The sequence below is a fragment of the Providencia sp. PROV003 genome (assembly GCF_045040775.1).
Taxonomy (GTDB): domain Bacteria; phylum Pseudomonadota; class Gammaproteobacteria; order Enterobacterales; family Enterobacteriaceae; genus Providencia; species Providencia huashanensis.
The window spans coordinates 21,891-37,014 of the sequence record NZ_CP096369.1 but is presented as its reverse complement, the minus strand read 5'-3'; the positions used below and the strand labels follow the sequence as shown (position 1 = coordinate 37,014).

Here is a 15,124-nt window from a genome sequence, read left to right as displayed (position 1 = left end):
TTATCAGAGGTTTTCACTATGTCACAATTTAATATCGCAGTAATCCCAGGTGATGGCATCGGTACAGAAGTGATCCCTGAGGGGATAAAAGTTTTAGAAGCGGCAGCGAGTAAACATAATATAAAGCTTAACTTTACGTATTTTGATTGGTCATGTGAAACTTACCATCGTACGGGGCGTATGATGCCTGAAGATGGCTTAGAACAATTGAAAAAATTTGATGCTATTTTTTTAGGGGCGGTTGGTTTCCCTGGGGTGCCTGATCATATTTCTTTGTGGGGGTTATTACTGCCAATTCGTCGCGCATTTAACCAGTATGTGAATCTTCGCCCCGTACGTTTGTTTGATGGCATCAAGTGCCCACTTGCGGATAAAAACCCCGGAGATATTGATTTTTATGTGGTGCGTGAAAACGTGGAGGGTGAGTATTCGGCTATTGGTGGTATTCAATATGAAGGTACTGATGAAGAAATGGTGTTGCAGCAAAGTATCTTCACCCGTAAAGGTACCGACCGTATTTTAAAATATGCGTTTGACTTAGCACAATCGCGCGACAAAAAACATTTAAGTTCCGCGACTAAATCGAATGGTTTGTTTCATTCAATGCCTTATTGGGACAGTCGGGTAGCTGAAATGGCAAAACAATACCCAGAAATTAAAGTCGACCAATTCCATATCGATATTTTTGCTGCCAACTTAGTTCGAATGCCTGAGTTTTATGATGTGATTGTTGGGTCAAACTTATTTGGTGATATTTTGTCTGATTTAGGGCCTGCTTGTACTGGCACGATTGCGATTGCACCATCTGCAAATATTAACCCTGAAAAAGAATTTCCATCAATGTTTGAGCCAGTTCATGGCTCTGCGCCAGATATTGCAGGGCAAAATATTGCAAACCCAATCGGTACTATTTGGGCCGCAGCCATGATGATGCAGCATTTAGGCTGCCAAGATATCCACGATACTATTATGAGCGCAGTGGAAACTGCGATTAAACAGCGCCGGAACTTAACTCGTGATATGGGTGGGGATGCCAGTACACAAGCACTTGGAGAGGAAATTGCTCACTTAGTGGCGCTTTAACCAGTGGTTTATATTGTTATCATTTAGCTAATTTGCTACAGGGTCGAGGTACTGTTTTACGTGTACCTCGATGCTTTGATTGTTAATACCCCCAAGATCTGCGAAAATATCCACCAATTTTGATTAACAAAACGGATTTGCTGCGCTTAGAGCCAAATCAAGCCTCTTCGAATGCCTATACAAATCTGTATATAAACGAAAAGAACGGTTAAATGACAGATCAGAACTTTCTCCATGAAGTTAGCACACGTAGAACGTTTGCTATCATATCCCACCCTGATGCCGCCCAGCCTTTCAACGCTTAAAACCACCTTTCATTGCACACCACAATCACATCTCTACGTACTGAATTTAAAGGCTTTTTGTCTTTTTCTCGTTTCTTTGCTTTTCAATGATGTTCAAGCGTAACCTCGGAAAATGTGTACAAACTTGAGTACAAATCGCCATATTTACCGTTTTTAGCCAAATTCCATGACACAAACCTAGCTGTAGGCCTTGTTCCTACTGGGTTTTAGCCAAAACTTGCCTATATTTTTTATGCTAAAAATCGAGAAATGATGGTAAGACGTTCGCGATTATCTCTAATTGTTTGCCGGTTGAGTTGGTTACCGGTTGCTTTCTTGCTGTCCTAAAAGTTCATTTGTATGGGCCTGATCTTCTGAACAAATCATGCATCTTTCTGACCATCAACAAGTGATGAATCAGGCGATGATAGCTTTACATTGATTTTCAGGAGAATGCAGATGACAGCAGTAGCGCACCAAGTAACCCCTTTTCTAACGTCTTACGAAGTTATGGCTCGTTACCACATTAGCTATACGACGCTCTGGCGAAGAATAAAAGATGGCAGCTTGCCGCAACCTCGTATCAACCGAAATACACGAAACAAGCTGTGGCACATTGAAGACTTGGAGGAGTATGAGAAGAATTAGGAATAGATAGCGTAGCTTAGTTTTTCTGTTGGAGCTTGGACTAACGCTTTGAAACGCCGGCTTGTGCCAACAATATAGTTAATATGTACACCAACTTAGGCTAAGATAGCAGCATGGATTTTTTATTGATTGGATGGATAGGTAAGTGACGACTCCTCAAGAACGGACAACAGGTATTACAAATGCGTCGATAAAAAAACGTTTCGGCTCAATTCCCGCTTGGAAGATGTTGAGTGAATATATCTGGAACGGTTTGGATGCTGGTGCATCAGATATTGATGTCATTATTAACACCTGTGATCTCGGCGGGGTGGAGTCAATAGAGATCCATGATAATGGTGAAGGAATTGACTTTCATAACCTAGACCGAAATTTTGATAATTGGGATGACTCATCCAAAAAACAGGTTACCCAAAAAGGCAGTCAAGGCAGAGGGCGGTATTCATTTCATAAATATGCTGCAACAGCAACCTGGCTTACGAGAAGACAATCTGAGAATGCACGTATTACCATAGACTCGTCTCGTATTAAAACGTACAAAGTTGAGTTGATCGACGATAAAGAACAGCATAGTAGTATTCTTTCAAATGGAAGTGGGACATCAGTATTTCTTACGGGCATTACGAGTGAAAAATCTCAAAAAATCCCTAATATTGAAAATATCATGGAGGAGCTTTCAAATGAATTTGGTTGGAAGCTAATAGTTTTTTCTAACCTTAAAATATCAGTTAATAGAGTCCGAGTGACGCCTCCCCAACATAGGTTGTTTCAAGAGCTTATAGATGTTGATGGAAATATATTTAGTTCAAGTATCATTCAGTGGATAAAAAAACCATCTGGTGAAAAGTCATACAATTATTTTAGAGATTCAAAAGAACATCAGAAGTATAGAAATCTGACTGGTTTTAACTACAAAAACAATTTTTTCATAAGTGGATATATACAATCTGAGTGGTTCGATAATTTTCAAGATACCTCATCTCCAAATGCTGATCTCTTCATTAGTGAAAAGAGTGATGGGAATAAAGTTTTAGCTATGCTGCTAAAAGAACTGCGCAACAAAACAGCCGAGATTTATCAGGGGTTCCTTAGAGAAAGAGCTGTTCAGCTTGTCGATTCTTTCGAAGAAAAAGGATATTTTCCTGTTTACAATTGGGAGTCTGACGAAGATCGTTCCTTTAGAATTGCACATACGAAGAAATTAGTAACTAGTATCTGCGTTGCTGATCCAGCAGCTTTTAATGGGCTAAAGGCTAAGCAAACAAAAATTATAATCGGTTTGCTTGATAGGCTATCTACATCAAGTGAAAATGATAGTTTGATAGATATATTGGAAGGCGTTTTAGACTTAAATAAGGAGCAAATGGATGAATTTGCATCTCAAATAAGTAAATCTAAACTTGATTATATAATTAGCACGATTGGACACATTCATAAGCGAGATCTAGTCGTACAGAAAATGAAGTACCTTTTTAAAGAGCACGCTAAAGAAGTTCTAGAAACACCAGACTTACAAGGTATTATTGAGGCTAATACATGGTTGTTTGGCCCTCAGTACACAACTATAGGTGCCGAAGAGGATGACTTTTCTAATACAGCTAGAAATCTTCGGAATTCAGATATTGAAATATTGGATGGGGACGATATCAGTACCAGTGATCTTATTGAAGGCGCTACCATAGAGGGGGCAAAAGGCCAAGTAGATTTGTTTCTTGCACGCAAAATGGTCACAATTGATCATTCTACACAAGAAGAATTTATTAAATGTACGATCATTGAAATAAAAAGACCAAGTGTAGCATTGAATAAGAAACATTTAGCTCAAGCTGAACGTTATGCTGAGGTACTTGATAAGCATCCTGCCTTTAATGATGAGAGAATGAGATTTGATGTTGTTCTTGTTGGAACTAAAATCTCCCAGAATGATACTCAAATTACAAGGCGGTTGAAAGACCTTGCTGGTAAGGGCGGCGCGGGCCTTGTTTCCGGGGCGGATGAAAGAATTCGAGTATACGTTAAAAGTTGGTCTACAATTTTTAATGATTTCGAGGTGACTCATAGTGCTTTATTACAAAAGCTAAAAATAAAGAGAAGCGAGCTAGAGTATAAATCTAAGCAAACCCTTGTGGATGAATTGCAAATACCTCTCTCTGAGGCGTCGTGAGACTTATAATAATTATTCGATAAGTTGTTTTTTTGTAACTGGAAAAACAACTAATCTAAACCGAGCCAAATGCACTACTTGACTCGGTCATTTGTACTAGCTCAGTCTCTTCCTTAATTCAGCTACCCCTTATTGTCCGAAACGCCAGTTGAATGGAAAGCCTGTCGGCTCGATGATGGTTTCTAGTTGTTGATACCAAACGTCGTAAGCATGACGCATTTCGTCCAGGTACTGATATTGGTTGTAGATAGCATCCAGCCCTTTTTTGCTGTGGCCAATCATCAACTCGGCAACTTCTTGCGTCGTGATGGCAGACATTCGCGTTCGCATCGTTCTGCGAAGATCATGCATAGACCAGTGTTCCATCTCAATACCAAGCGATCTGCGAGCCCAGATTTTCACATTGTTAGGAATAGTGGTATCAAAGCCATTTGTGGCAAGCTCTTCTTGTCCGTTCGCGGGAAACAAGTAAGTTGATTTGCTCATCTGCATCGCCAGTTCAATCAGCTCAATAGCTGGCTTAATCAATGGCCGCATGATCGGCGCTCCAATTTTCTCACCTTGTTTGCGGATCTCTATGGGCACTGTCCACATTGCAGATTGCAAGTCAAAGTGATGCTTTTCAGCTTGAATGAGTTCGCCCTTGCGCCCTCCCAATAAGAGAAGCAGTTTTATGTAGATGCGATTCTTCTCAGTGATTTTTGACTCATGCAAATAGCGCCAAAGTATCCTGATCTCGTTGTCATTTAGCACCCGAGTTCGTTTTCCTTTTTTACCGCCAACCTTTTTTGCTGTGATCCCAGCGGCAGCGTTAATTTCCAAAATTTGTTCATCAATCAGCCAGTCATAGAACTTATGCAGTACAGACACTAGGCGCTCTGTGTTTGACGGAGACGATTCCGAAACCTCACGAAGACAGTTTCGCAAGGACAATTCAGTGATGTCAGTTAATGGATACTTGCCAAGTCGGGGCAGCAAATATATTTCACTGCTGCGTTTTTGGTAGTGCCACGTTTTCTCCTTTAGCCCTTGCTTACCGGCAGAGTCTATCCAGTCTCGAAAAATCGATTCGAAGCTTTGATTAGCAGAATACTTAGCCCGTTCCTGCTGTAGGTAAAGCTTGGGGTTTCGGCCTTGATCAAGTACTGCCCTTAACCTATCCAGCTCATTCCTGGCTTCAGCCAGCTTCATAAGGGGGTAAGTACCTATGTCTACCCGCTGTTGCTTGCCATCGAACCGATAACGAAACTGAAAAACAATTTTGCCCTTGGGCGATACCCGAGCACTTAGCCCATCTCGGTCGGCTTTTACTACGGTTTCTTTTGCTTCTTTATTTAACCTGGCATCGAGCCAGCTAACTGATAACGCCATGTTATAAGCCCAGCCCTAGTTTTGATTTTAATGATTGTTTACGTGTTTCTGCTTTGGGTTCTGGCGCTGTACTCATAGAAGTAACTTCACCATCTGGTGCAAGGCCATCCACCGGTACAGATGTCGTGGATAGATTGGGTTGGCTCATTTGAATTAACCCAAAGGTTGCCAGCATCCGCAGACGCTCAGCGCGTTCCCGTGGTGGCGTCTTTTCCAATTCTTTGAGTAGTTCTGGGTGGCTCCCTGGGGGAATGTTGACGACAACTCTCATGATCATGCCCCATAAAACCAGAAGCCTCGGACGTTCGCCAAAACAGACTGCTCAGGCACGATGATCTTGCTTCGTGAAAAAATCTCCTTGGCCGCTTCCTTATAAGCCAAGGCTCCACCTCCGGCGATCAATACCAAGTCCGCATTAATGCTTTCGTCACGCATGGATTGACGCATGGCTGTAAGAGCAACAGGCGCTACCTTTTTCATGGCAGCATTCAGATAAGGTGAAATATCGACTTTTTCTCCAAATAGCAGGACCTGTAAGTCGCCGGTTCTCATGGCTTTTTCAAGTCGATCCATTCCGACTTTGGCACCATGATCTTCCGAAATCAGCTTATCGATGGTTTCCAGTAGCACGGACATTGCCTGAAGACTGGTTCCTGATGAGCTGTAGCGAATTTCTCCGGCCTCAAGGGCAACCCAATCAACAGAAAAGAAGCCGGGATCAATGACGACGACACGACCTTCTTCAATCAAGCCCAGATCACCACCCGTTTGAACCAGATCCATATAGGCACCGGCAGGCTGTGGTAGTACTTTGACGTCATGAACGGTGATGCTGCGCTTAGGCGTCACTTGATGGACACCTTTTAAACGCTGCACAAGGTCAGACTTACGTTGTGGTTCATGAAACTGGGAAACCGGTAATCCAGTGACAACCAAATCGATGGATTCTGTTTCAGCCATTAACAAGGCGGCATGAAAAAGTGCCTTATAGGTTTTTGTGGTGGGATATTCCGGGTGAAGCTCTCGTTCCCAGCCTTGAAGGCGTCCAGCAGGAACACCAGCGGCCCAGCGCTCATTATCGACAGAGACATACAAACAAGTTTCATCATCGCCTCCACCGATACGCTCCGGCATACGATCCGCTGGACCGGCACCCGCAGGTAGAATAATGGTTTTCGGTTCACTACCTGATTGGCCAATTGCCAGCTTCAGGTTTGAGTAACCGATATCTACGCCTAGTACAAACATACTTATCTCCTGTGCACTCAAAGTGCTCTAACGGTTTTCAATCAACCGCGCTGTTCACGCTTGGGCATTTCCAAGTGCTCTGGCGGTTTACTCAAATGTCATTATCAGGATTCGGTGCACTGGCGGTGGGCAGAAAGGTGACAAATCCTTTCATCTATCTGCCTATTGCATTTTTGCAAAAGTATGAGAATAGGCTCTGTTTGGCGGCTGGTGACCTAGCCAAAAAAATTGAGACGCCAAACGTCGTTTGCATTCTGGCCTGAACTTGCCAAACGGTTTGTATCTTCATGGCGATACGTCTTTTTAGGTGTTTTTAAGTGAAATCAGCCTGTATCCCTTGTCGGGTATGGGATTGAGCGAGTCGATTTATATCGAGACGCCAAACAGTGATTGTGACGGCAGTTTTACGTTTGGCGTTTCGATCCAAAAGCCAAACGGATAGTGGTTTTGGCTTTAGGGGTTAATTGGATGGGGAAATTGGTTTGGTAGAAATCGTCAATGAACAATGGAAAGCAGATGTATCAGATTTACTTCAGCAAGAAACGGACAGGCTAAAAGCGCTGGCACGAGCTGAAGTTGATGACTTTTGGGTTACCCATTACAAGGTTCGAGAGAATGAGCCCTTTAAAGACTGGGGTCTGCTTGGTGTCCGTATCAGAGACTTTAAGTATGGCTTTGGCATAGAGTGGTATATCAACAGTTTTCACGGTCAACGAGGCAAACGCGTGGTCTTTAGCAAGGGGCTGCGTATCTCAAAGACGAAGCTGAGATACGCATTTTTAGACTGCCAAGGTTTGGCCAAAGAATGGGAGCTAGCGCTGGCCATGGAGAAAGAGGAATTCTTCAGTGATATTCGACGCCAGGTTGATAAGCTCAACATGCTGCGTCGCAGAGTGAATGCGTATTGAGTCAACTGCGCTACTTCACTCGCGGTAACTGGTCCCAGCGTGTTGTATAAGCGGGAGACAAATGCTCTCGCTTCATCGACCAATCTTTCTTGAGTCCTTGTCCAGCAAAGAAAACCTTTCCGGCACCGCTTTGGTTAATGGTGTCCAATACAGACATTAGCTGCTGGCTATTAGAGCGGGTCGATACGTCATCGAATAGTCCTGGTTGAAACATGCCAGGATCGTAAAAGTCAGACAGCATGACGCCCGCTTTGGCATAACGAAAACCATCCTTCCATATCCGCTTGAGTAAGTGATTGGCCAGCTCGATAAAATCCCGCGTGTCGCAACTGGGGATTAGCAATTCACCCGATGCAGAGTTGCTGTACTGCGGCTCGTTGTCCTTAAAGGGGCTGGTACGTATGAACACGGTCAGCACTTTGGCTTGCTGCTGTTCTTTGCGAAGTTTCTCAGTGGCGCGGGTTGCGTATTCGCATACGGCTTCACTTAAAAATTCAAAGTGCGTCACTTTTACGCCAAATGAACGGCTACAGACGATTTGCTTCTTAGTTGGCGGGATCTCTTCAAGTTCAATGCACGACTCACCATTGAGCTCTCTGACGGTTCTTTCTAAAACCTCTGAAAACTGGTCTCTGATGGCTCTAGGAGAGGCATTGGCGAGATCTAAGGCTGTGGTGATACCCAACGCATTTAAACGCTTAGAAAGCCGTCTACCAACGCCCCAAACATCATCAACCGGGACTAATGCGAGCAATCGACGTTGCCGATCTGGATTGGTCAGGTCTACAACCCCCTGAGTAGCTGGATATTTTTTGGCGGCATGGTTAGCCAGTTTGGCGAGTGTTTTAGTCGGTGCAATGCCTACACAGACGGTGATCCCAATCCAGTGGCCTATGCGCTCTCGCACTTGTTGTCCGAACTCGACAAGAGATATGGCAGACTCAATACCGGTTAAATCCAAAAACGCTTCGTCAATAGAGTAAACCTCTACTCGTGGTGCCATCTCCTCCAAAGTGCGCATCACTCGACTGCTTAAATCTGCATACAGCGCGTACAGTTGGCTAAGAATTCCCGCTAAAAATAGACGAGTAAGTGAGCAACCATTCTGCCGCATGGGTTGCTGGCGTCTAACACCAGAAAAATCACCCAGCCCAACCCGCTGTCTATTTTTTAAGGTGGGCATTCATCTACATGTCTAATTTTTTACCAATTTGATCGCTAAGATGTACTAATTTGATTACCGAGGGAGACTGACGGACTAATTACTTAGGGGCTTAATCGTACAATCTCCACTCGACACCACACAACTCACTTCTGGACATTTCTGAGTTGCATTTTAGCTAATTTAGAAAAACATGAATTAGATAAAGTATGGAAATTTCAAATCAATATGAGGCGGACATGAAGAAATTGAAAAAAGTAGCTTAACTGGGTTGGTCAATTTTGGTTGACCACGTCATGTTCCGGTGAGTACGCAAGTCATTGGCGCTAACGAATATGAAGGTCACTTTGCTTTTGACTTACTCTATAACAACTCTTCAGATATACAGCCTAATACCTTATCGACCGATACGCATGGTACCAATAATGTTAACTTCGCTATATTAGATTTCTTTGGTTACACATTCGCCCCTCGATACGCGAAAATGAAAAAGGTGTTTTTTGAGCTATTTGAAGTGACTGAAGAGAACGGAGGCCGTATTCAATTAAAGAAAGATATTAATCATAAGCTAATTGCTGAAGAATGGGACAATATTCAGCATATTGTTTGTTCATTGAGTCGTAAAACCACCACTCAAAGCACAATCATTAGAAAGTTGAGTAACGGCAAGAGCCGAAGATTGTCAGCATTGCATGAGTACGACCGTTTAATTAAATCTATTTATGTTTTGGAGTATGTTGATAATTCAACGTTGCGTCATTACGTCCAGCAAGCCTTGAACAGAGGTGAAGCATACCATCAGTTAAAACGTGCTATTACTTCAGTTAATGGCAATAAATTTCGTGGGGGGAATGATTACCAAGTATCACAATGGGGTTCTAGGGATTTTCCCCTCTAAAAAGACTTAATCCTCTGTAGACCACACCAATAAATGGCTGCGGAGGTGGGTTACTACTTATAAGTGTGGCAAATTAGGTAAATATCGTACATTTAATACGGAACAGCCCTGATATGGCCATCAAAAACGAAATTACTATTCTCACGAGAGCAGAACAGGCAGATCTTTATTCCCCACCCATTTTTTCAATCGAAGAACAACGTCTGTACTTTTCTCTGAACGATGCGGAATTGGCAGTTTTTCGGTCAATTCGTCTCAGAGCTCATAGATGTTACTTTGTCGCGATTTTGGGATACTTCAAATCAAAGCCCGTCATCCTAGATATCGCTTACTCGCAGGTTTCTAAGGATTTAATGTTCATCAGTAAAGAGCTGCTTGGCGGCAAGGGGCTCAGACCATTCACTCCCTCACAAAAACAAAAAGATCGACTCTACGCAAAAGTATTAGACCTTGCTGGTTATCACAAATGGGACGAAAGTCAGCACTTCAATTCTCTTTTCGACCACCTTGTTCAGGTGGGCAATGCCTGGCTGGAGCCGCGTTACCTCTTTGATACTGCTATTGAATTCCTAACCAGTCACAGCATTGCTATCCCTAGGTACACCGTACTCCAGAGACTGATAAGCAGAGCGATGCAGCAGGTCAGAAAAGACCTGGCGCACCAACTTAATCAACTCACCAGTCCTGAACTTCACGTCTTTCTGGACAGCATAACAGCCATTGATGACGGACTAAGCCTGAACCAGCTCAGAGGCGGTGCAAAAAGTCTGACCGTACCTGAACTTAAAAAAGAGCTTGCCCTTTATCATCAGTTAGCGCCATGGCGCACGCAAATCAATGGCGTTATCGATGGGCTTAATCTGTCTCTTAAAAATCGACAACACTTCGGTGAGCTCATCAACTATTACGGTAGTAAACTCAAACGATTCAAACGCGCACAGCAGCATCTATGGTTGCTATGTCACCTGACAGAGCGGATACAACTGGCACTGGAACGGTTAACTGATGGGTTCATTTACCATATCCGCAAGCAACAAGAAGCTGCCAACACCTTTGCACAACAAGCAGTGTTCCTGTCCTGGCAGTCAGCCGCGGACAATGTCACGAAAGCGGCAGAGTTACTGCATCTGTTTGTGGATGAGAACATTGATGATAATCAACCCTTCTCAGTAGTCAGACAACAGGCATTGAAGGTCATGAATGACAGGGATATCCAGACCCTCTGCCTTTACCTGAAAAAACAGAAACGGACCGTGGAAGAGTACCAGTGGCAACATTACGATGAACAATGCAATCTCCTGGAGCAACTGTTAAGGCAGGTGTTCTTGTGCCTTGAATGTGAGGCCGGTAAAGGCTCAGAAGCCGTCGTCGCCCAACTTCAACAGATGCAGACGGAAATCGCATTCGGTGGACCACTGAAGACGATGGATACGTCGCTCATCCCGAAAAAGCACCTCCCATGGTTGGTTAAACAGGATAACGTTAACCCGCAACGTTACGAATGGCTGCTCTACCGGCAGTTAACCTCACGACTGAATGGACGCATTTATTTGCCAAATGTTACCAAATACCGCGCACTGGAAGACGACCTGATCCCCCAGACATCGCAGGATACCTTGCTGGCCTCATCAACACTGGACAGACTAAAACAGCCCGCAGAGTTATTGTTACAGGAGAAACAACACCGGCTGGAAAGTGCACTCAAAGACGTTGCTCTCCATATTGATGAGGGAGACAATCGAAATGTGATCATGAAAAATCGTACCGGTACCCGCTGGCGTCTGCCGACCAAAAGCGCTACATCTCTGGTCAACAATCCCTTTTTTAAGCGAATGCAACCGGTCGGTATCGCGGATGTACTGCGGTATGTAGAGCGCGAAACCGGGTTCATGAAATGTCTGACTCATGTACTTCCGATACAAAAACAAGGGTTCACTCATCAGGATGATTTACTGGCCATTCTGATTGCCAACGCCACTCACCGTGGTGTGTATGGCATGGCGCAGATCTCCGATCGAAGCTATGAACACCTGAGTACGGTGCAGGCCAACTATATCCGGCCTGAAACGCTGCATGACGCCAGCGACGTGATCAATAATGCGGTTGCAGCGCTACCCATCTTCCGCCACTACCATATTCAGGAGGACCAGCTGCATGCCAGTGCGGATGGTCAGAAATTCGAAACCCATCTGGAAACCTTTAAAACCCGGTACTCCTCTAAGTATTTCGGCACCAACAAAGGGATCACGGCCATGACACTGGTGGCCAACCACAGCGCCCTCAATGCTCGGATCATCGGTTCCAACGAGCACGAATCACACTATATTTATGACCTGTTACAATCCAACAGCAGTGAAATCAAACCTGACGTACTCTCGACAGATACACACGGTGTCAATCATGTTAACTTCGCCTTACTGGATCTATGCGGTTACAGTTTTGCACCGCGATACGCGCAGTTCAGTAGTGTCATCAATGATCTGTTTGATGTGACTGAAAGTGAACAAGGCAGCACCATACTGGCGCTAAAGAAGCCTATCAGAACGAATGTTATTACAACGGGATGGCAAGATATCAGGCGTATTGTTCTGTCACTTCAGACAAAGCGGACGACACAAGCAATGCTGGTAAGAAAGTTGTCTGGTTACCCTTCTGGACACCCAATATTACAGGCTCTGACGGAGTATAATCGACTGGTTAAAGCGCAATATTTACTTGACTACATCGACGATGCCAGTTTGCGGCAGTATGTGCAACGTGCCCTGAACCGGGGAGAAGCATGGCACTTCCTTAGACGAGCCATTGCGTCGGTGAATGGTGATCAGTTCCGTGGCAAAAACGAGTCTGAAATCGCTATCTGGAATGAATGCGCAAGATTGCTTGCCAACGCGATCATCTACTTCAACTCCGCGATACTGAGTCATCTTCTGGGACACTTTGAAGCGAGAGGAGATGAAGAGAAAGCGGGTATCACTCGTGCTGTTTCGCCCGTTGCGTGGCAAAATATCAACTTAAGCGGAACGTATAACTTCACTAATACTGGGAAATTGCCCAATATTGGCGAAATAACAAGGCCGATAGTGGATGATTAGGCTCCAAGCTGAAAGTAAACCACCTCCGCAGCCATTTATTGGTGTGGTCTACAGAGGATTATGTCTTTTTAGAGGGGAAAATCCCTAGAACCCCACCTTGGCACTGAAGGGCGCGTACTGGTCGGAGATATGGGTGTAGAAAGTCCGTCCTGGACTGCTTCCATACTTCGGGTTGATATGACCAGTGCTTTCTGCTTTGCTGCCGGTTCTGAAGTTCTGGCCGTCCGACGATGACGTGGTGCCGTCACCCCAGTTGCCGGCGAAGGGTTGCCGAAACTGCGCATTCACCAGCTCGGCCAGCGCCGTCGAATAGGTTTCATCGCGGATGTGCCAGGCTTGCAGCCAAGACAGCTTGGCGTAGGTGGTGCCAGGGCAGGACTCGGCCATTTTGGTCAGACCCAGGTTGATCGCGTCGGCCAGGATCGTCGTCAACAGCAAGGTTTTGTCCTTGGCCGTGTCGCTGGTCTTCAGGTGTGTGAAGTGGCGGGTGAAGCCCGTCCATTCATCGACCTCCATCAGCAACTCGGTGATTTTGAGGTGCGGCAGCAGCATAGCTGTCTGGTCGATCATGGCTTGCGCGGCGTCTGGTACTGCCGCGTCCAGCGGCGTGATCTTCAGGCCTGACGCGGTGGTGATGATGGCATCCGGTAAGTCGTTGGCCGCAGCCATGCGGTTGACTGTGGCGAGTTGCGCCTCCAACAATTCCAACCGGTCATGCAGGTATTGGTCGCAGTCGGTGGCCACTGCCAGCGGCAATTCGCTGGCCAGCTTCAAAGTGGCGAACTTCTCGACCGGCACCAGGTATTCGTCGAAGTCCTTGAACTGGCGAGAACCCTGCACCCAGACATCACCGGAGCGCAGCGCGTTCTTCAGCTCCGACAGGGCGCATAACTCGTAGTAACGCCGGTCGATGCCGTCGTCGGTCAGAACCAGCTTTGCCCAGCGCGGCTTGATGAATGCGGTTGGCGCATCGGCGGGCACCTTGCGCGCGCTGTCGCTGTTCATGCCGCGCAGCATGTCGATGGCATCGAGCACACCCTTGGCGGCGGGCGCAGCCCGCAATTTGAGCACGCCCAGGAACTGCGGCGCGTAGCGGCGTAGCGTGGCATAGCTTTCACCGATGTGGTGCAGGAAATCAAAGTCGGCAGGCCGCGCCAATGTTTGCGCTTCGGTGACGCTGGCGGCGAAGGTGTCCCAGGGCATAACGGCCTCGATGGCGGCGAACGGATCGCTGCCGCTTTGCTTGGCCTCAATCAACGCTTGACCGATGCGCCCATACATCCGCACCTTGTCGTTGATCGCCTTGCCGGAAGCCTGGAACTGCTGCTGATGCTTGTTCTTGGCCGCGTTGAACAGCTTGCCGATGATGCGATCGTGAAGGTCGATGATTTCATCGGTGACGGTGGCCATGCCTTCGATGGCCAGCGCTACCAGCGTGGCATAGCGTCGTTGCACCTCGAACTTTGCCAGATCAGCAGGCGTCATCTGGCCACCTTCACGAGCGATTTTGAGCAGGCGGTTCTGGTGAACCTGCCGCTCGATGCCTGCGGGCAGATCAAGTGCTTGCCAGGATTTCAGGCGCTCAATATGTTCGAGCATGTGGCGAGAGTTCGGTTTGGCAGGCGACTGGCGCAGCCATGCCAGCCACGTCACTTTACTGCCGTCCTTGCGCTTGAGAAGTTCGTCCAGGCGCTGACGGTGGGGTGATAACAAAGAATCGGTCAGCGCCGCGTAAATGCGTCGGTTGGCACGGGTGATGGCCTCGGCGCTTGCGCGCTCGATGGCATTCATGGCGGGCAGGATAATGCTCTGCCGCCGCAGATTCTCGACAAGTGCGCTCGCCAGCACGATGCCTTTGTCGGTCTGCAAGGCCAGCTCGGTCAATGTATGCACGGCTTGCCGATAGTGGCTCATGGTGAAGGGCTTGAACCCAAAAACCGTTTGCAGCTCGACCAAGTGCTCCCGCCGTGTCTGTTCGCGCTGGCCGTACTCGCTCCAACTTTCCACTGGCATCTTGAGTTGCGCGGCCACCATGCGCAACAGGGGCGGAAACGGAGGCTCATCGACGCCCAAAAAGGTGCCAGGGAATCGCAAGTAGCAAAGCTGCACAGCGAAGCCCAATCGATTCGCGGCGCCGCGACGCTGACGGATCACCGACAGGTCGGTTTCGTTGAACGTGTAGTGCCGTATCAGTTCGTCTTTGGCATCTGGCAGTGCCAGCAGGCTTTCGCGCTCGGTGGCGGACAGGATTGAGCGGCGTGGCATG

The 15,124-nt window shown here is 46.5% G+C and carries 10 protein-coding genes and 1 pseudogene; 6 read left to right on the top strand and 5 right to left on the bottom strand.

Annotation, left to right across the window (positions count from 1 at the left end; genetic code table 11):
* The first annotated feature begins 18 nt into the window (after window positions 1–18).
* The 3 genes from M1F14_RS00180 (at window position 19) to M1F14_RS00170 (ending at window position 4,179) form a co-directional block, all read left to right on the top strand.
* On the top strand, window positions 19–1,083 hold the full coding sequence (locus tag M1F14_RS00180; protein WP_042849064.1) for a tartrate dehydrogenase: 1,065 nt from the start codon (window positions 19–21) through the stop codon (window positions 1,081–1,083).
* Window positions 1,084–1,826: 743 nt separating this feature from the next.
* On the top strand, window positions 1,827–2,015 hold the full coding sequence (locus tag M1F14_RS00175) for an AlpA family transcriptional regulator (protein WP_000127615.1): 189 nt from the start codon (window positions 1,827–1,829) through the stop codon (window positions 2,013–2,015).
* Between the two features lie 145 nt (window positions 2,016–2,160).
* Window positions 2,161–4,179 (top strand): ATP-binding protein, encoded by a 2,019-nt coding sequence (locus M1F14_RS00170; RefSeq protein ID WP_000211147.1) that lies wholly within the window; start codon window positions 2,161–2,163, stop codon window positions 4,177–4,179.
* 129 nt (window positions 4,180–4,308) lie between these two features.
* Here the strand turns inward: M1F14_RS00170 and M1F14_RS00165 are convergent, their stop codons facing one another.
* The 3 genes from M1F14_RS00165 to M1F14_RS00155 are packed head-to-tail and all read right to left on the bottom strand — an operon-like array spanning window position 4,309 to window position 6,798.
* Window positions 4,309–5,550, bottom strand: coding sequence for an integrase family protein (locus M1F14_RS00165; RefSeq protein ID WP_001218618.1), 1,242 nt, complete (start codon window positions 5,548–5,550; stop codon window positions 4,309–4,311).
* Between the two features lies 1 nt (window position 5,551).
* A complete protein-coding gene (locus M1F14_RS00160) occupies window positions 5,552–5,821 on the bottom strand; it encodes a hypothetical protein (protein ID WP_001995600.1) in 270 nt (89 codons plus the stop codon).
* Window positions 5,822–5,823: 2 nt separating this feature from the next.
* Window positions 5,824–6,798: a ParM/StbA family protein gene (locus tag M1F14_RS00155; RefSeq protein WP_000497807.1), complete on the bottom strand. Its 975-nt coding sequence runs from the start codon at window positions 6,796–6,798 to the stop codon at window positions 5,824–5,826.
* Between the two features lie 464 nt (window positions 6,799–7,262).
* Here M1F14_RS00155 and mobI point away from each other — a divergent pair, with 464 nt between their 5' ends.
* On the top strand, window positions 7,263–7,706 hold the full coding sequence (mobI, locus tag M1F14_RS00150; protein ID WP_000348524.1) for a conjugative transfer protein MobI(A/C): 444 nt from the start codon (window positions 7,263–7,265) through the stop codon (window positions 7,704–7,706).
* 10 nt (window positions 7,707–7,716) lie between these two features.
* On the opposite strand, the gene umuC is transcribed toward mobI, so the two are convergent.
* Complete coding sequence (gene umuC / locus M1F14_RS00145; RefSeq protein ID WP_001142610.1) at window positions 7,717–8,889, bottom strand: translesion error-prone DNA polymerase V subunit UmuC; 1,173 nt, start codon at window positions 8,887–8,889, stop codon at window positions 7,717–7,719.
* Window positions 8,890–9,172: 283 nt separating this feature from the next.
* Between umuC and M1F14_RS00140 the strand changes: the two genes are divergently transcribed.
* On the top strand, window positions 9,173–9,766 hold the full coding sequence (locus M1F14_RS00140; protein WP_000107352.1) for a Tn3 family transposase: 594 nt from the start codon (window positions 9,173–9,175) through the stop codon (window positions 9,764–9,766).
* A gap of 113 nt (window positions 9,767–9,879) precedes the next feature.
* A complete protein-coding gene (locus M1F14_RS00135; protein WP_000985631.1) occupies window positions 9,880–12,858 on the top strand; it encodes a Tn3 family transposase in 2,979 nt (992 codons plus the stop codon).
* Between the two features lie 93 nt (window positions 12,859–12,951).
* On the opposite strand, the pseudogene M1F14_RS00130 reads toward M1F14_RS00135, so the two are convergent.
* A pseudogene (locus M1F14_RS00130) lies at window positions 12,952–15,123 on the bottom strand (Tn3 family transposase); the annotation flags it as partial.
* Window position 15,124 lies beyond the last annotated feature (1 nt).